Origin of the sequence: Echinicola arenosa, from assembly GCF_014841125.1 — a bacterium.
Taxonomy (GTDB): Bacteria; Bacteroidota; Bacteroidia; order Cytophagales; family Cyclobacteriaceae; genus Echinicola; species Echinicola arenosa.
This window is the reverse complement of the sequence record NZ_JACYTQ010000003.1, coordinates 646,951-666,727: the sequence shown is the minus strand read 5'-3', so window position 1 is coordinate 666,727 and position 19,777 is coordinate 646,951. Positions and strand designations below refer to the sequence as shown.

Here is a 19,777-nt window from a genome sequence, read left to right as displayed (position 1 = left end):
TAAAACTTAATGAACTTAAATGATGAGATATATAAAATTTATTTCGGTATGCTATGTTTTCCTCGTGCTTTTTCCAATGCACTTGGTGGCGCAGGATGCCTTGAAGATTAGCATTGAGCCTTTGGTTAGGGCCAGCTCTGGGAACCCAATACGAGGAGCTATAGTGACTAGTGATCAGGATGACTATTCGGCCGTATCGGATAGCTTAGGAAACGTAAAGTTGGAAGTAACTTCCAATGCCTATCTGGCAGTGGAGGCTCCGGGTTATGAGACTAAAATCCTACAGGCACATCCTGGACTGGATGAAATTGTGCTGTTTCCTTATCTGGAAGGAGAGGAAGTATTGGTTGCGTTTCAAAAGAAGGATAAGCGAGATCTCACAGGGGGTGCTTCCTACGTAAACATGCCCAAAATATTGGAGGAAAATTACATTACCTATCCACTGGATGGGATGGAAGCTTATGTGGGAGGATTCAATGGCAACCTATGGGGTAATAACAGTTACCTGACCTTGGTTGATGGTGTACCACGTGACTTGGGAAGTGTTATGCCCACGGAAATTGCGCAGATTACTTTCCTGAAAGGCGTCAATGCCATTGCCCTTTACGGAAGCCGAGGTGCCAAGGGGGTATTGTTGGTCACCACCAAAAGAGGCGTAGCCAATACCCAAACCATTGATGTACGGACCAATGTCGGTGTCAATGTCCCCAAAAGCTATCCCAAATATCTGGGTTCGGGTGAGTACATGAGCTTGTATAATGAGGCGCGATCCAATGATGGACTAAGCCCCTTATATACCGAAGAAGATATCTATAATCATGCTTCGGGAAGCAATCCCTATCGCTATCCTAATGTTGATTATTATTCAGACGACTATTTACAGAAAGCCTTTACTCGCTATGACGCTACCATGGAGATATCAGGTGGCAATGAAAGGGCAAGGTATTATACCAACCTTGGTTTTTGGACAGAGGGTTCCGTGTTGGATTTTGGGCAAGCTGCCGAAAACGCCAATGAAAGGTTCAATGTGCGTGGAAATGTAGATATCAACTTGAATGATTACATTTCGGCAAAAGTGGATGCGGCGGCCATCTTCTACAATGGCAAAGGAATCAATGCAGATTATTGGGGAGGATCCACCACTCTACGCCCTTACCGTTTTACTCCGCTGGTTCCGATCGATATGCTGTCCCCAGATGATGAGGTATCTCAAAATTATGTGCAGAGTAGCCAGCACCTGATTGATGGAAAATATTTGTTGGGAGGGACACAGTTGGATCAGACCAACCCCATTGCGGGAAGTTATGCAGGTGGATCGTCAAAATATACCAGTAGGCAGTTCCAGTTTAATGCTGGCCTAGATGCCGATTTAAGAAATGTATTAGAGGGCCTTTCCTTCAGTTCACTTTTTGGACTGGATTATGCCACTTCTTATAACCTTTCATTTAACAATGACTATGCTGTTTACCAGCCCAGCTGGATCAATTATAACGGGGAGGACGAAATTGCAAGCTTGACCAGATATGGTCAAGATGCCAGTTCCAAAACTCAAAACATTGATAACAGCTGGTTCAGGCAAACGCTGTCTTTCTCTGGACAACTGAACTATCAGAAAAACATAGACAACAGGCATCATGTTTCCGCCATGTTGATAGCGAATGGCTTTCAGACTGGTGAATCTGGCATTTACCATAAAGTAAGTAATGCCAATCTTGGCTTACATGGAAGTTATGACTATAAATCAAAGTATTATTTGGATTTTAGTGGTGCAGTGCTTCGTAGTGCCAAATTGGCTCCTGGCAATCGAAATGCTTTCTCACCTACTTTGTCATTGGGATGGAGACTTAGTGAGGAGGACTTTTTGGCTTCTTCTTCAGTGGTAGATGATCTTAAATTATCCGTTTCAGGAGGAATTCTTCATACCGACCTGGACATTGAGGAGTATTACCTTTATGAGGGTATATATACGGATGATGGTTCTTGGTATGAGTGGAAGGATGGACTGAACAATTACGCGACAGATGTAAGGAGGGGTGAGAACCTTGATTTGGCCATGCCAAAGCGGGAAGAGCTTAGTGTGGGGCTGGATGCTTCCCTATTTGATAAGTTCATTACGCTGAACGGTTCATTTTTTATCAGTAAAATGACCGGCCTATTTGTCCAGAATAACATTATTTATCCCAATTATTTTAGTACAGGATGGCCAATATCCTCTTGGATTCCTTATATCAATTATAATAATGACCAGCGCACAGGTGTGGATTTCCAATTGAATTTGAACAAGCGCATTGGGCAGGTGGATTGGAGCCTAGGGTTTTCAGGTCTCTATTATGACACCAAGGCTTCCAGGAGATCTGAAAATTTTGAATTCGATTACCAGACTAGAGTTGGAAAACCTTTGGATGGTATTTGGGGACTTCAAAGCTTGGGCTTTTTCTCAGGGGTAGATGATATTGAGAATTCCCCGGAACAGGCTTTTGGTGAAGTAAAACCTGGTGATATTAAATACAAAGACCAAAATGATGATGGTATTATCAATGCTCAAGATGAAGTTTATCTTGGTAGGGGAGGTTGGTCAGGAGCTCCATTGACCATGGGCATTAACCTATCTGCTAAATACAAAAACTTCACCTTCTTTGCTTTGGGAACAGCTCGGACAGGAGCTTATGCCATGAAAACCGATAATTATTTCTGGGTAAATGGGGATGATAAGTACTCCGAAGTGGTCAGAGATAGATGGACTGAAGCCACCAAAGAAACAGCCACATTTCCACGGCTTACTACTTTAAATGGTGCCAATAATTTCCGCAACTCTGATTTTTGGATGTACAGTACGAACAGGTTTGACCTTTCTCGGGTCCAGCTTTCCTATACCTTCCCAAGCAGCATGTTTGGCGAGCGATTTCTAAAAGGACTTGATATTTATGCCAATGGTGCTAACCTGTTGACTATTTCTCCTAACAGGGACATTCTCGAGATGAATATTGGCAGTGCCCCACAGAACAGGTTTTATAATGTTGGTATCAAAGCGAAGTTTTAACCAGACCCGAAAATAACCATGAAGATAAAAATGAATATAAAACTCGCCATTATGGCCTTGGTGTTGACGACCAGTTGTAGTGACCTTATTGATCCCGCAGTGGAAAATATCCAGCGCAAGGATCTGATCAGGGAGAGGCCCAGTATGGTACAGGGATTGTTGTTGAATGCTTATTTAAGGATTCCTACTAACAGTTATAACTTCAGTGAAATGGCCACGGATGATGCGGTCAGCAATGATCTTGACAATGGCTTCCTGAATATGGCTACTGGTCAATGGGCGTCCAATTTCAACCCTGCGGACCGTTGGAATTCCGCCAATTCCGCCATCCAATACCTCAATGAGATGTTAATGGAAGTAGGTAATACAGAATATGCTTCCAAACCTGTTGTCAATCAAATGTTTATGGATCGATTGACTGGAGAAACCTACGGTTTGAGGGCCCTTTTTATGTATTATTTGCTTCAAGCACACGGTGGATTAGCAGGAGGAGAACTATTGGGGGTTCCTATATTTTTGGAACCACAAACAGTAGATTCTGATTTTAATATACCGAGGGCAACCTTTGAGGCTTGTATGGCACAACTCTACTCAGATGTTGAGAAGGCCTTGGAGCTCTTGCCTATGGATTACTATAATATCAATAATGAATCGCTGATACCTTCCAAGTACCGGGAAGAAGGGACTGGGGTAAATGATTACAACCGTGTATTCGGAGATGATGCCAAACAGCTGGTGTCAGGTAGAATCGTACAGGCCATCCGAGCACAGGCTTCATTGCTGGCGGCTAGCCCTTCTTTTAATTTGGACAATGATCAGACCAAGTGGGCCGATGCCGCAACCTATGCGGGGAATTTATTAAATGATATCGGCGGAGTAAGTGGTTTGGATCCCAATGGAGTGACTTGGTACAATAACAGGTCGGTAATCGACGGGCTGGGAGCCGGAAACAATCCACCGGAAATCCTCTGGAGAGGTTCTGTCGGCGGCCCTACCAATAACCTGGAAACACAGAATTTTCCCCCTACCTTGTACGGTGAAGGCTTGGTCAATCCTACCCAGAATTTAGTGGATGCCTTCCCGATGGCCAATGGCTATCCCATTGGTGACCCGGCCTCAGGGTATACGGAGGATACACCTTATGCCAACAGGGACCCAAGGTTGGCCCAGTTCATTTTGCTCAATGGAAGTACTGCCGGCCCAACGGGCGTTTCCATCAATACCGCCTTGGATTCGGATACCAACGATGGACTGAACAAGGTGGAAACATCCACGCGTACAGGTTATTATATGCGCAAATTATTGCGCCAAGATGTTAACCTCGATCCTGTGGCCAATACTGGGCAGCGGCACCTGCAGCCAAGAATGCGCTATACTGAGTTCTTTTTGATTTATGCGGAAGCAGCCAATGAAGCTTGGGGGCCAATGGCCAGTGGATCTTTCGGGTTCTCAGCCTATGATGTCATCAAGGCGATCCGTGAAAGGGCTGGTATTGGTGCTGACAATGGAGATGCTTACTTGGAGTCTGTAAAAAGTGACCAAGCTGCCATGAGGGAACTGATCCGAAATGAAAGGCGATTGGAGCTTAGTTTTGAAGGTTTCCGCTTTTGGGACCTGAGAAGGTGGGACGCAGACCTGACCGAAACGGCACAAGGGATGCGGATTGAAAATGAGAATGAGTATTCCGTTATCAATGTAGAAAACAGGGTTTATCAGGATTATATGATCTATGGCCCTGTACCTTATAGCGAGCGATTGAAATTCAGTGCACTTCAACAGAATACCGGCTGGTAATTGTTTTGAAAGCTATGCATAACTGGTTTTAAGTGAATTAAATTCAAAAACAATGAAAAAGATACCATACATATTTATAGCGATTGTCTTGATATTTTCATCCTGCAAGAATGAGGATTGGGAATTTCCTGACTTTGATTACCAAACGGTATATTTCGCCTATCAATTTCCTGTCCGTACGATCACTATGGGGGAGGATATTTTTGACACTTCCCTGGACAATGAAGGAAAATTTAAACTAATGGTAACAACAGGAGGAGTTTATTCTTCACCCAATGATGTATCTGTTCAGATAGAAGTGGACGAGTCTTTGGCAGAAGGACTGTTGTTTGAAGAAGGAGGTGACGACATAGAAGTATTGTCATCAGAATATTACCAACTAAATACAGAGACGGTGATCATTCCCAGAGGAGAGATAGCCGGAGGAGTTGAAGTACAGTTGACCGGGGCTTTTTTCAATGACCCAAGGGCCATCAAAAAAACCTTTGTATTACCGGTCAGGATTACCAATGTTACCAATGCTGACTCTGTGCTATCCGGTATACCGATAGTGGAGAATCCTAAGAGGGCGATAGCTGATGACTGGTTTCCAGCACCAAAGGATTTTACCTTATATGCCCTGAAATATGTGAATGAATGGCATGGGAATTACCTCCGTAGAGGAAGGGATATCATTACGGGAAAAGAAGTGGGGATAGTCGATGAAACCATTACCAGACGTGAGGAAAGTGTGGAATATGATGAGATCAATGAATTGCTTACCCAATCCCTTTCTCAGGTTTTGTTCCCGTTGACCTTTTCGGGTGAGGGAGGTGAAAATATTACCGCCGACTTGTTGTTGACTTTTGATAGTGAGGGTAATTGCTCCATTTCTGCCGCACATGGTGGGTACACCGCATCCGGTAGCGGAAGATTTGTGAAAGATGGAGAAAAGTCAAGTTGGGGAAATGAAGACAGAGATGCTGTATACCTGGAATATGAGGTTGATTTGCCCCAAATGCATGTGGCCTCAATGGATACCTTGGTGCTCAGGGACCGGGGTGTTGGGATGGAGGTCTTTAGCCCTGTACTTAAATAATCTATTGATGACTTTAATCCGATATTAATATGAAAAAAAGATATATCAGTTTTCTAGGCGGAGTGGTCTTGTCATTAATGACTTCCTGCGTGGATTATGTGCCTACAGATGAATACCAAGTTGAAAAACCGGAAAGCATCGCACTTCAAGAAGAGATCAATGCCTATCAAACCTTAAAATCTTATGTGGACAGCACTGCCCATCCAGGATTTATCCTGGGTGGAGCGGTGAACCAGTCCGAATATGCCGATAAAGGGGTGATGTACCGTTTGATCAATAGTAATTTCAATGAAATCACGGCCGGTTATGGCATGAAACACGGTGCTATCGTACAGGCGGATGGCAGTTTGCTGTTAGGTGGAGTCAATGCCTTGTTTGAAGCTGCTACTGCGGCAGGAACGACAGTCTATGGTCATACGCTCTGCTGGCATGCTAACCAAAATGCAGGCTACTTAAATGGATTATTGGAGCCTCTTGTGGTGAATTCTCCAGCTTTTGCAAATGAACTTGATCTTTCAGGAGCCATGTCGGGAAACCTTACTGGCTGGACCAGCCAAGGAGATATGGTTTTGTCCGAAAATGATGGAATGGGCGAAGGAACATCAGCTTTCAAACTGACTGCTGGTGCTAACTTATCAGCACCTGAAGACCTGCAATTGGTTACGCCTGAGATTACCATCGAGCCAGGAAATGAATACGAGATAGTGGCTTATATCAAATCCGATAGGGCTGCTGAAGGAAGAATCAGTTTTGAAGGATTGGAGAATAATGAACCAGAGATGGACTGGATGGGAACTGGCACTGCTTCATCTACTTTTCAAACCACCATGTCTTGGAAAGAAATAAGGTTTAGGGTCAGTGATTTTCAGGGGGAAACATTCAAGATCAAGTTTGATTTAGGTTATACTCCTGGTGCTAGCCATTACCTGGATATTAACAACCTGTATGTCTATAATCCCAATGGCGAGCCAATGATCAATAATCTTGTTATGAATGGGGATTTTGAATCCGGTACCGGCTGGGGAGGTTGGGGCAATGGTTCTACCCGAGGAATCACCGAAGACGGGATGGGTTTTGGTGGAGAAGGCAAAGCCTTCTATGTCACCAACCCTTCTGTAACCGGAGGTTTTTGGGAAGTGCAGACCTCTTATGGTTTTGCGGAACCCCTTGAAAACGGGGAAGCCTACAAATTGTCCTTTTGGGTAAAGGGAGATGCCCAGGGCATTATCAGACCAGAACTCCAGAGCCCCGATTATTCTTCAAATGGCTTTGGCCAAGTGATGGTAACGCAGGAATGGCAGCAGGTCGAACTGACTACCACGGCAACCGCAGACGACAGAAGCAGGCTTATTTTCAGTTATGGGGAATATGCCGGTACGGTTTACATTGACAATGTGGTGCTGAGCAGTGCTTCCTTATCTGGAGGTAGCACTACTTTGGTGCAGAAAACACCTGAGGAAAAAGAATCGATCATTTCCGGAGAGTTGGAAAGATGGATATCAGAGATGGTTACCAACAGTGCCGAACATGTCAAAGCTTGGGATGTAGTCAATGAGCCAATGGATGACAACAACCCGTCTGAGCTGAAAACAGGAATTGGAAAAACAGATAAAGCTGCTGATGAATTTTATTGGCAGGATTATATGGGCAAGGATTACGCTGTCAAGGCATTTCAGTGGGCAAGGGAATACGGTAACCCCGATGACCTTCATTTTATCAATGACTATAATTTGGAATATAACCTGGATAAGTGCCAGGGCATCATCGATTATGTAGCGTACCTGGAAAGTCAAGGTGCACAAGTGGATGGTATCGGGACCCAGATGCACATTGGGATTGATTCCAACAAACAAAATATTGCCAAGATGTTTGAGATGCTTGCTGCCACAGGAAAGTTGATCAAGGTTTCAGAATTAGATGTAAGGGTCAACACTTCTACACCTAATGCGGAAATATTAGGGCAACAAGCAGAAATGTATAAATACGTAGTGGATATGTACAATGAATATGTACCTAAGTCACAACAATACGGAATCACCGTTTGGGGCATAATGGACAGTGCCGATGATGCCTCTTGGCTTCCCGGTGAAAGGCAAGGCCTTTGGAACCAAAACCTTAATAGGAAACCGGCCTATGTGGGTTTTGTGGAAGGTTTGCAAGGTTTATAAATCATGCATTTTGACCAGTGATGGAATAATAACACCATCACTGGTCATATCTCTAGCTTAAAATATCAGTGAACATGAAGAATGCCAGTGCAGTAGGCATAGTGATATTATTATGTTTGTTTTTTAGTTGTAAGGTGGAGGATTCAGCACCTTCAGATCCTAAAGAACCCAATGAGATACAACAACATGAAAAGAATTTTTCTTGGCCAAATTCAATACTTCCCCTACATGTGGAAGGTAAGTTCCTTCAAGATCCATGTGGGAATAACGTTAACCTTCATGGTGTGGCGATGACACCCAGTCCTTGGTTTAATGGGGGTGCTGTAGGGGAATGGAGATGGAATAATTATGACGTGGAAGGCTGTCTTGAATATAATCAAGCGGTTATGGACAAACTATCCGCAGGCGATGAGGATGGTTGGTACTTGAACTATATCAGACTGCATATAGATCCTTATTGGTCCAATACACCTGGGGAACCCATTCCCGAAAATGATATTTCAAGGTTTGATTTTGACCGTTTTGTCACCGCTGTTGATGAGGTCATTGTGCCTTTGATTGAACATGCAGCATCAAGAGGCATGTATGTAATTCTGCGACCTCCAGGTGTTTGCCCTCATGATATCGCTGTTGGGGATGATTATTATGTCTACTTAATGAATATTTGGGATTACCTCTCGCAACATCCTGATCTGAAAAATGCGGACCATGTGATGTTTGAGTTGGCCAATGAGCCCATACATATTTTGGGAACCAATGGTGAATATGGTAGTGATACGCCTGCCCATTACGAAGCCTTGCAGCAGTTCTTCCAGCCAATTGTGCATAGGATCAGGGACAATGGGACAGAAAATATTCTATGGATTCCAGGTTCGGGATACCAGTCCCATTATCGGGGCTATGAAGACTATCCCATAGAGGGAGATAATATCGGCTATGCGGTGCACCTGTATACCGGCTATTGGGGCCAGGATCTTAACGATCCCTCAGTTCTTCGCCATCAGTGGGAAAGGAATTTTAAACCTGTTGCTGATTTTGCACCTATAGCAGTAACAGAAATAGATTGGGCTCCGGAGCAATATTCGGTATGGGGAAAAGGAGGCATTACCGGTGTAGCCAATGGTTGGGGTTTTGGGGCCAATTTTAAATTATTGGCTGATGAAACCGGCAATGTAAGCTGGAATCTATTATCACCTGAAAATCTGATCGATAGTGGAGATCCAGAAGGAGGAATTGCTTTTGGTGCTGATCCAGATGCCTGTGCTAAGCCTGTGCATGATTGGTTTAGGGAATATGCGAAAGAATTGGAATTGTGTAATGGAGCAGAGTAATGGTGAAATTTTATTTTGAATTAAAAGTAGGGAGTTGAACGACCGAATTTGGCCAATAGTGACTATGTCCAAATTAGATGGTGTTAATACCATAAAATGAAAACAAGGGACTTGGGCTTAATTTAAAAGGTTTTATAGCTTGCTACTGCATTATTGTTATATGTTTTATGGATTATAAATAAGTATGCAAATTAAAAATCTTTTTATCTGATGAAATCAGCTATAATAATTCTTTTTTTACTCCTTTTGCTGGGTGCTGCTTGTGACCGGAAGCAAGGTAAAGTGTTGCTTCAAATCGGTTCTTACACAATGACCGCCACAGAATATGAGTCCATTAAGAAAAACAAACAGTATAGTCAACTATCGACAGACCTGTTACATGAACGCTTACGAGAAGAAGGGTTGATCTTGGCTTATGCATTGGATCACCAGTATGATACCATAAAACAAATAACTAAGCAACTGGAATATATTCAACGTTTTTATGCTTCAACTGTAGACGGCTATGTTTGGAATAAAAAGGTGAAGCCACATCTAAAGGTAGATGAGGAAGCACTTCAAAAGGCCTATAAGCGCAGAAATGTAGGGTATGATATAGATGTGATACTTATTCCTACGAGGGAAATGCTTTTGGAATACCTAGATCCGGAAGTAAAAGTAAATACTGTTGAAGGTTTTAATAGACTAAAGGAAGAGGTTGATGAGGATGAAAGGATTAAAAATTATACTTACACATCCCATTACCCATTTAACCCAATGGGGATATACCTTGAAAATTTGGATCAATTGAATATTGGGGATGTTATTGGGCCGTTGGAGACTTTAAATGGATTTTTTATTGTCCATGTAACCAATTCAAAAAGAGGATCTCTAAAGCCTTATGAGCAAGAAAAATCTATTATTGAACAGGATTTACTTTTTGGTTTGAAAGAAAAGTACATATGGGAGAGCCAACAGCGCATTTTTAATGAGGCTGATCCTATTATGAATGAGCAATCCATTATAGAGATGGCCACGAAGTTTGACTCAAGCAAAAAAGACTGGCCAGGTATAGATCAGGATAAAGTGTTGATGGAATATTGGTTTCAAGGTGAAGAGTGTACATATACAGCTAGTGACTTTATGGAGTTTGTCCGGCATCAACCGGTATTTACAGGAAATTTATCTGACCCAAATGATGTGAAGCAAATGCTCAAAACTTTTTTGATTGGTAAATTTATACTTCTCGAAGCTAAGGAAATGGGGATGGAGGAGGATGAGGAGTATTTACAGTGGATTAAAAACAGGACAAATGGAGTTTTTGTACACCGTTTTAAACGGAAAAAGATTTTACCGGAATTGAAAATGTCTGAATATGAATTTAAAGCATATTATGACGGCAATCCAGAAGAATTCCAGTGTTTTGGTGAGTCGAAGATAAAGGTTTATAAGCATGCTGATTATCAACAGGCCATGGAAAGCAGGCAATTGTTGCAGGAGCAAACTCAGTTTCATGAAAAAAGGACTAAAGAAAGTACTGCTGAAGTAGAGATCATAGAGATTAAAATGCCTAATGAGAAATATATTATGCCAATTATAGAGACTGTAATCAAGCAAAGCCCTGGGGGATTGTCCATGCCCGTTAAAGTAGGAGAGTCTTTTTGGCTGGTCAAATTGCTGTCTAAATCCGGAGAGGGAGTAATTCCATACTCTTTGGTTCGGGACAGGATCCGTCAAACTGTATTAAAGAAAATGGAGAAGGAAGTATATGAAAAACATATATCTCTTTTGAAAAATTCTTATCCAATAAAAGTTGATTTATTAGACACATAGAGTATTTAGATATGCTTGGAGTCAGAATAATACACTAAACTAAACCCGTTTTTTATACTAATCAATTAACAATTTAAATTTAAAAATGATGAAAAAGTTAATCCTAATGTTTGCTATGGTATTTATGGCCTTTTCAAGCAGTTTTGCTTATGATAATGGAATTGGTGTAATGGCTACGCCATGGGTAAGTGCGGATTCAGATGAAGCAGTCATCAATGATTATTGTGAAATACGCTTTTATTATGTGATTCATAGAGCAGATCCTGATTATCAATATTCAGGAAGCGTATTCCTTAGACAAGGAGGCTTTTATGTAGCGGGAACAGCAGTCTCTGGTGGGAGTTATCCCGAACCTCAAACTATGTATAGCTCTACAGAACTTTTTACAGGGCAATGGTATACATTGACATTAAGCGCAACTTCTAATAATGCGTATGCCCATGGTCAATTAAACTGGTAAGAAATTTTATAGTTTAAATCAATTAACAACTAAAACCTAATACTGATGAAAAAGTTAACTTTAATTTTATTCGTTTTATTGTTTAGTTATTCAGGTAGTTATGCATTTGTACAAAGTCAATCGCATGAACAATTGTATGTTAATGGGGATGATATTACTAATGCAAGTTTGGTTATTAACATAAATGATACTTGCCAATATGTACGTTTAGAAGCCAATTGGTCACCTAGTCAAAATGGATATGGTGCTGTTCAAGCATTTGGCGATATTTTGATTGGAGAACACTATTATAACCTAGGCTCCAATAATAATAGCTATTCTACCTTGTATAATACCCCTCGATATTGGAGCACTATTTACTTTTACTTAGGTGGGAATTATTGTTCGGGAACAGCAAGACTAAGTTGGGGGTGATAATCTAGAAGGATAATCTATAAACCAATAATAGGGAGCAGAAGGGCCGTGGGTGTTTAAAACGGGTTTCATGTACTGCTTCTTCTGCTCCTTTTTTAATTAGGGGAATAGAAATGATTTTATAAAAGACCATATCCTACCTTTCGATCAGGGATCTGTTTTGATTTAAATTGCTTACAGTCAGTATTTTGTCTTAAGCGAACTAAGATTTAAACAATAAATAAAATGCTAAAACCTGTAGAAGTAGAATGACCAATATTTATCATGAATAAAAGTGATTTATAAGTGCAATGATTCTAGTTAAATCATTGATGTATAGCCTATTGTGATATTATTGTGAAGTTTGAATCAACTCTAGTTGGTTTTACCTTTGATTTAGATAGTTAGTTTTCATTTAACCCAAAAAAATATCGACCATGACCTAATCTATCCCCTTTTCTTGCTGAATATTTAGCTTGATTTCGTATCCTTAATTAGCCTTGGCTAATAATATAGCCTATTCAATTAACAATATAATAACCACTAACATGCAGTTTCGATCCAACTTATATCATGTTAAACCCGCACTGATCGGGTTCATATGTTTGTTCCTACTGGGGTGCAGCACCTCAGGAGAATCCGTGAAAAAATCAGCATCCACTTTAAAAGATGCTTTTCAGAAAAAATTCCTGATAGGTACAGCCCTCAATGCTCCACAAATAATGGGAAGGGATTCTGCCACGATGCAGGTGGTGAAAACACATTTCAATAGTATTGTTGCAGAAAACATTATGAAAAGTGGAATGCTTCAGCCCAGGGAAGGGGACTTTCGGTTTGATCTGGCCGATCAGTTTGTGGAATTCGGTGAAGAAAACAATATGCGGATCCATGGTCATACCCTTGTTTGGCATTCTCAGGCTCCCAGGTGGTTCTTTACAGATGAAGAGGGGAATGAGGTGTCGCCAGAATTGCTGACCGAGCGAATGCGAAAACACATTTATACAGTAGTGGAACGTTATAAAGGTCGGGTGCATTCCTGGGATGTGGTCAACGAGGCAATATTGGATGATGGAAACTATAGAAATAGCAAATTTTATCAAATTTTGGGTAAGGATTTTATCAAACTTGCCTTTCAGTTTGCCCATGAAGCCGATCCGGACGCAGAACTGTATTATAATGATTTTTCTATGTCCCAACCTGGCAAGCGTGAGGGTGTAGTCAAGATGGTAAAAGAACTTCAGGAACAGGGTATACAGATAGATGGTATAGGCATGCAGGGACATATAAGTTTAGAACATCCGGAAATTGAGGAATTTGAAAAGAGCATTCAGGCCTTTTCTGAGTTGGGTGTGCAGGTCATGGTTACTGAATTGGATCTTTCCGTACTTCCTTCTCCATGGAATAGAGATGCAGGGGCTAATATCTCGGATAATGTGGATTATCAGAATAAGATGAACCCCTATCCTGATGGATTGCCTGATAGCGTAGAGGAAGCATTTGATGATCGCTATCTGGAGTTTTTTAAGTTGTTTATTAAATATGAGGATGAGATTTCAAGGGTAACCCTTTGGGGGGTAAATGATTCCAATTCATGGAAAAACGGATGGCCTATAAGAGGAAGAACAGATTATCCTTTACTTTTTGACAGAGAAAATAAAGCAAAGCCTATTGTAGAAAAACTGATTAGGGTGGCTAACCAATAAACCATAATTGAAATAATCATGGTAAAGTATAGAATTAGAAAAAAGGGAGATTTACTAACGATATTAGCTTTTTTGATAACGGTTATGTGGAGCCACACAGTGTTGGCCCAAGGTAAGGCCGCAAAAAATCCTATAATCCATGCGGATGTTCCGGACATGTCCATGGTACGTGTTGGTGATACTTATTATATGAGTAGTACCACCATGCATATGAACCCAGGTGTTCCCATTATGAAATCCAATGATTTGTCCAATTGGGAACTGATCAACTACGCTTATGATCGATTGGGGGAAGTGGATGCAATCAATCTGGAAAATGGCAAGAACGCCTACGGAGCGGGGTCTTGGGCAAGTTGCTTGAGATTTCACAAGGGAACTTATTATGTAAGTACCTTCTCTTCCACGACAGGGAAGACCTATATTTTTACCACTGAGAATTTGGAAAATGGGCCTTGGGAATCCCATACTTTTTCCCCTTCCTATCATGACCATACCTTGTTTTTCAATGAGGATGGCAAAATTTATATGATTTGGGGAGGGGGAAAACTCCGCATGGTGGAGTTAAAAGAAGATCTATCAGGAGTCAAGTCAGGTACTGAAAGGGTGTTGATAGAAAACGCCACTGCTCCTTCGGGACCTAATGTGATGCTTCCGGCAGAAGGATCACAATTGTTCAAGGTAAACGGAAAGTATTACCTCTTCAATATCTCTTGGCCCCAAGGGGGAATGCGGACGGTCATTGTCCATAGGGCTGATCAGATAACCGGGCCTTATGAAGGAAAGGTCATGTTGCAGGACAAAGGAGTCGCTCAGGGAGGACTAATTGATACGCCAGAAGGGACATGGTATGCCTATTTGTTTAGAGACTATGGGGCTGTTGGCAGAATTCCCTATTTGGTGCCTGTTGAGTGGGTTGATGGTTGGCCTCTACTGGGAGAGGAAGGGAAAGTACCCGACCAATTGGACCTTCCCGCCAATGGAAGCCTGATCCCCGGTATTGTGGCTTCAGATGATTTTAATCGCAAAAAGAAAGACAGGGACCTACCTTTGGTTTGGCAGTGGAACCACAACCCCGATCCGGCGTATTGGTCGGTTAAGGAAAGAAAAGGATACCTGCGCATAACGACGTCCAGGGTAGATGCTTCTCTTATGGAAGCTAAAAATACCCTGACCCAGCGGACCATAGGCCCAAAATGTACAGGCGTCACCAAAATTGATTTAGCGGGGATGAAGGATGGGGACTTCGCTGGCCTTGCCCTGCTCCAAAAACTTTACGGACAATTAGGGGTGAAAGATGAGCATGGCCAAAAGGTGTTGGTGATGATCAATGCAGATTCTGGAGAGGCTAAAGAAATTGAACGTGTCCCACTCAACACAAGGTCTGTTTACCTGAAAGCCACTTGTGACTTTACCGATCGCCGGGATGAAGCCAATTTCTATTACAGTCTTGATGGCAAAGATTGGAAGGCTATCGGGTCGACCCTGCACATGAAGTATACGCTGCCCCATTTTATGGGCTATCGTTTTGCTTTGTTCAATTATGCGACCAAATCACCGGGAGGCCATGTAGACTTCGATTACTTTCACATCAAAGAGAATATTGGTGACTGATCTAACCTGTTCATATTACTTAAAAGGGATAAAACCTGTCAGGTTTTTATATGCACCAGGAGTCAATTTCGGCGTGTCCACTCCTTTAAACCTGACAGGTTTACCAATCTATTTCAACCATTGCAAAATAGGACTAAGTGTATTCGGATATGAATATTAAGAATTTGTTCAATAGAAGTATATGGACGGCTAGTCTAGCTGTGTGTACTGGTACTGCCGTAATGGCCCAGAATCCTTTGGTCAGGGACCAATTCACAGCGGATCCATCTGCCATGGTAGTAGGGGATAGGGTTTATGTTTATCCTTCACATGATGTTTATTGGGAGGAAAATAACGGTAGGGAAAACTGGTTCTGCATGCAGGATTATCATGTTTTTTCCTCCGAAAACCTCACCGACTGGACAGATCACGGGGTTATCCTCCGGCAAGAGAATGTCCCTTGGGGAAATCGCACTGCCAATAGCATGTGGGCACCTGACTGTATCGAAAGCAACGGAAAATATTATTTCTATTTTCCTGACCATAGCAATGCATCCAGTGTGAATGGTGAGGGCTTTACCATTGGGGTGGCTGTGGCAGACCATCCGGAAGGGCCATTTGTCCCCCAAGCAGAACCGATAAAAGGGGTAAAGGGAATAGATCCGAATGTGTTTATTGATGATGATGGCCAAGCGTATCTCTATTGGTCTCAAGGACATATTTATGGAGCAAAGCTCAAAGAAAATATGCTGGAATTAGCAACTGAGCCTGTGATTTTACAGGAGCTCCCGAGCAAAGGCCTGAAAGAAGGGCCCTATATGTTCAAAAGGAAAGGAAGTTATTACCTGACCTATCCTCATGTGGAAAATAAGACTGAAAGACTTGAATATGCGCTGGGCAATCAACCCTTAGGTCCATTTGAGTTTCAAGGGGTGATCATGGATGAATCTCCCACAGGCTGCTGGACCAACCACCATTCGATCATCGATTTCAAAGGACAACATTATCTTTTCTACCACCATAATGATTATTCCCCTGATTTTGATAAAAACAGGTCTATAAGGGCTGATAGTTTGTTTTTTGAAGCAGATGGAAGGATTCGAAAGGTAGTGCCTAGCCTACGGGGCATAGGATTGAGCAGTGCTTATGAGAAAGTCCATCTGGATCGATACAGTCAGCTCAGTGAAACTGGAGCTACAATCGCCTTTTTGGAGGAGTCAAATCCATTTCTAGGCTGGAAAACAATTTTGGGAAATCAGGAAGGCTGGGTCAAATTTGATGCGGTGGATTTTGGTAAAGGAAATGCCCAAAATATGACCTGGAGGGTCAGGGCTCCCCAAGGTGGTAAAGTTCAAATCAGACAAGGAAGCAAAGAGGGCCAGGTGATTAGTGAGGTAGAGCTGGACAGGAATGCTGAATGGCAATCCATCACGGTTCCAGTGGCACATCAGCCTTCTGGCATTCAGGATTTGGTTTTACAAGGAAGCGGAACGATAGAAGTGGATTGGGTAAGGTGGGAAAAGCCCACGGAAGGACTGGGAAGTTTATCGAAGTGAAGTGGATATATAACTGAGTATGAATGTTTACAAGCTTGTATGTAGAAAGATGTTCTTTGCATTATGCTCTAATGCTGGTTGTCCTTTTCCATTGATGAAAAGGACCAAAAATCTAGGCCAGTGGAGCCTCCCGCCACGGGCGGGCAAGATATTCAAATTGAGGAAATTTCGGTTACGAAGAGGTCCCTATTAGCTCAATTTGATTTTGGACCAATTGCTATGGGCTGAAAATGAGTGGATCTCGCTCGTCCACTTCGCGAGCTAACTCATTTTCTTAACGCCCTCCACAATTGTCCCAAAACCGAATGCTCCAAAAGGCCGGAACTGTGATTCCTATTTAATATATCGACTACCCATACTAATAAAACTCAACAATGAATAAACAAATAACCCTTTTAACAATTTTTCTATTGCTTTTTCTGTCCTGTACGACTTCCGAAAAGGTGGACCAAAGCATCGTGGTTTCGGATGCTCATTTGCGGCTTTGGTACGATGAACCTGCAGAACAATGGGTGGAAGCTTTACCGGTCGGAAATGGCCGATTAGGGGCGATGGTATTTGGCGACCCCAATAAGGAGACCATCCAACTCAATGAGAATACCTTATATGCCGGACAGCCATATAGAAATGACAAGCCCAAGGCCAAAGAAGCTTTGACAGAAGCCAGAAAGCTGATTTTTGAAGGGAAGTATGATGAAGCGCAAGGACTTATCGATCAGAAGTTTTTTAGTGGTGTTAATGGAATGCCTTATCAAACATTGGGAAACTTAAGGTTGGATTTTCAAGGCGGGGAACCTACTTCCGATTATTATAGAGAGCTTGATCTGGAAACAGCCATAGCAAGCACCCGGTATAAAAAGGGCGGCGTAAACTATGAAACCAAAGTGCTGTCTTCCTTTCCTGATCAGGTGATTGTAGCCCAAATAACGGCGGATAAGGCAGGTGCCATCCAATTTTCAGCCACCATGGACCGTCCGGAGCAATTTGATCTGCACACCAATGGCAATGATGAATTGATCCTCACGGGAACTTCCAGTGATCATGAAGGCATCAAAGGAGCAGTGGAGTTTGAAGCACAGGTAAAAATTGTCAGTGAAGGTGGAGAAATAACTGCTAATGACAAGACTTTAGAAGTAAGCGGTGCGGATATGGCCACCTTGTACATTTCCATGGCCTCCAACTTTGAAAACTACCAGGATATCTCTGGGGATGCAGCTGCAAAAGCCAATGCCTATCTGGAAAAGGCTATCAGCAAAGGTTTTGAGGATATTTTAAATGATCATGTGGCCGATTACCAACAATACTTTAAGCGGGTGAGTCTTGATCTAGGGGAAACTGCCTCCGTGAATAAGCCCACAGATACCAGAATTGCTGAATTTTCACAGGGAAATGATCCGCAGTTAGTGGCCCTTTATTTTCAGTTTGGCCGTTACTTGTTGATTTCTTCTTCCCGTCCAGGAGGTCAACCGGCCAATTTACAGGGGATATGGGCAGATCAACTCAAGCCTGCTTGGGATAGCAAGTATACGGTCAATATCAACACGGAAATGAATTATTGGCCTTCGGAGATCACCAATCTAACTGAGATGAATGAGCCCTTGGTCCAAATGGTCAGAGAACTATCCCAAACAGGGAAGAAAACGGCTAGGGATATGTACGGAGCTTCAGGTTGGGTGATGCATCATAATACGGATATTTGGCGGATTACTGGACCAGTTGATGGGGCTTTTTGGGGACAGTGGCCCATGGGTGGAGCCTGGCTTTCCCAACATTTGTTTGAAAAATATGAATATGCCGGTGACAAAGCCTACCTGGAGTCTGTTTACCCTATTCTCAAGGAATCTTCCCAATTCTATTTGGACTTTTTGGTGGAAGAGCCAGACAAGGGCTGGTTAGTAGTGGTGCCTTCAGTATCACCTGAAAATGCACCTGCTACCGATCATGGCGCATCGGTTTCGGCAGGAACCACTATGGACAATCAGCTGGTTTTTGACATTTTCATCAAAACGGCACGTGCTGCCGAAATTTTGGGAGTCGACACAGAGCTGAGACAAAAAATTGACGAAAAGCTAGAGAAGTTGCCTCCGATGCAAATAGGAAGCTGGGGTCAGCTGCAAGAATGGATGTACGATTGGGACAATCCAGAAGATCATCACCGACACGTTTCTCACCTATACGGGTTATACCCTTCCAATCAGATTTCTCCCTATCGTAATCCAGAACTGTTCAGTGCTGCACAAACATCTTTGGAAGCAAGAGGAGATGAATCAACAGGATGGTCCATGGGTTGGAAAGTAAACTTATGGGCGCGATTACTTGACGGCAACCATGCCCTAAAGCTGATCCAAGATCAGCTGTCCCCATCGATACAACCTGATGGAAAACAAAAAGGAGGAACCTATCCCAATTTGTTTGATGCCCATCCACCTTTTCAAATCGATGGTAATTTTGGTTGTGCAGCGGGAATTGCTGAAATGTTATTACAAAGCCATGATGGTGCTATCCATCTTTTGCCGGCTTTGCCTGATGCTTGGAAAGATGGTAAAGTGAGTGGTTTACGTGTCAGAGGTGGATTTGAAGTGGCGATGGAATGGAAGGAGAAAAAAACTCAGCAGGTAGTCATCAAGTCCTCGCTGGGAGGATTGTGCAGGATCCGGTCTTATTTCCCCCTGAATGGAAAAGGACTTCAACCAGCAACTGGGAAAAACAGCAATCCATTTTTTCAGACTCCTGAAGTAAAACCGGCTTTGGTTGCTTCTGAAACTACATTAGTGCCACCCGTTTTGGATGAAATATATGAATACGATTTGTCCACCAAAGCAGGTGAGAAATATGAACTTCAAGCTAATTGA

12 protein-coding genes are annotated in these 19,777 nt (G+C 42.5%); all 12 read left to right on the top strand.

The window, feature by feature from the left end:
* Nucleotides 1-19: 19 nt before the first annotated feature.
* The 12 genes from IFO69_RS11965 to IFO69_RS11910 all read left to right on the top strand — a co-directional run bounded on the left by IFO69_RS11965 (nt 20) and on the right by IFO69_RS11910 (nt 19,777).
* Nucleotides 20-3,040: a SusC/RagA family TonB-linked outer membrane protein gene (locus tag IFO69_RS11965; RefSeq protein ID WP_317173458.1), complete on the top strand. Its 3,021-nt coding sequence runs from the start codon at nt 20-22 to the stop codon at nt 3,038-3,040.
* 30 nt (nt 3,041-3,070) lie between these two features.
* Nucleotides 3,071-4,834: a RagB/SusD family nutrient uptake outer membrane protein gene (locus IFO69_RS11960; protein ID WP_225444108.1), complete on the top strand. Its 1,764-nt coding sequence runs from the start codon at nt 3,071-3,073 to the stop codon at nt 4,832-4,834.
* A 52-nt stretch (nt 4,835-4,886) separates the two neighbouring features.
* Nucleotides 4,887-5,912, top strand: a complete 1,026-nt coding sequence (locus IFO69_RS11955) for a DUF5627 domain-containing protein (protein ID WP_192010330.1) — start codon at nt 4,887-4,889, stop codon at nt 5,910-5,912.
* Between the two features lie 29 nt (nt 5,913-5,941).
* A complete protein-coding gene (locus IFO69_RS11950; RefSeq protein ID WP_192010329.1) occupies nt 5,942-8,080 on the top strand; it encodes an endo-1,4-beta-xylanase in 2,139 nt (712 codons plus the stop codon).
* Between the two features lie 74 nt (nt 8,081-8,154).
* Entirely contained in the window at nt 8,155-9,411 is a 1,257-nt protein-coding gene (locus tag IFO69_RS11945) for a cellulase family glycosylhydrolase (RefSeq protein ID WP_192010328.1), read from the top strand.
* Nucleotides 9,412-9,621: 210 nt separating this feature from the next.
* Nucleotides 9,622-11,223 carry a peptidylprolyl isomerase gene (locus tag IFO69_RS11940; protein ID WP_192010327.1) on the top strand — a complete coding sequence of 534 codons (1,602 nt, stop codon included), beginning with the start codon at nt 9,622-9,624 and terminating at the stop codon, nt 11,221-11,223.
* 85 nt (nt 11,224-11,308) lie between these two features.
* Nucleotides 11,309-11,683 (top strand): hypothetical protein, encoded by a 375-nt coding sequence (locus IFO69_RS11935; protein WP_192010326.1) that lies wholly within the window; start codon nt 11,309-11,311, stop codon nt 11,681-11,683.
* 45 nt (nt 11,684-11,728) lie between these two features.
* A complete protein-coding gene (locus IFO69_RS11930) occupies nt 11,729-12,097 on the top strand; it encodes a hypothetical protein (RefSeq protein ID WP_192010325.1) in 369 nt (122 codons plus the stop codon).
* Between the two features lie 620 nt (nt 12,098-12,717).
* Nucleotides 12,718-13,779, top strand: coding sequence for an endo-1,4-beta-xylanase (locus IFO69_RS11925; RefSeq protein ID WP_317173457.1), 1,062 nt, complete (start codon nt 12,718-12,720; stop codon nt 13,777-13,779).
* Nucleotides 13,780-13,863: 84 nt separating this feature from the next.
* Nucleotides 13,864-15,390, top strand: coding sequence for a glycoside hydrolase family 43 protein (locus IFO69_RS11920; protein ID WP_394354470.1), 1,527 nt, complete (start codon nt 13,864-13,866; stop codon nt 15,388-15,390).
* Nucleotides 15,391-15,539: 149 nt separating this feature from the next.
* Nucleotides 15,540-16,925: a family 43 glycosylhydrolase gene (locus IFO69_RS11915; protein ID WP_192010322.1), complete on the top strand. Its 1,386-nt coding sequence runs from the start codon at nt 15,540-15,542 to the stop codon at nt 16,923-16,925.
* A 374-nt stretch (nt 16,926-17,299) separates the two neighbouring features.
* Nucleotides 17,300-19,777: a glycoside hydrolase family 95 protein gene (locus IFO69_RS11910; protein ID WP_192010321.1), complete on the top strand. Its 2,478-nt coding sequence runs from the start codon at nt 17,300-17,302 to the stop codon at nt 19,775-19,777.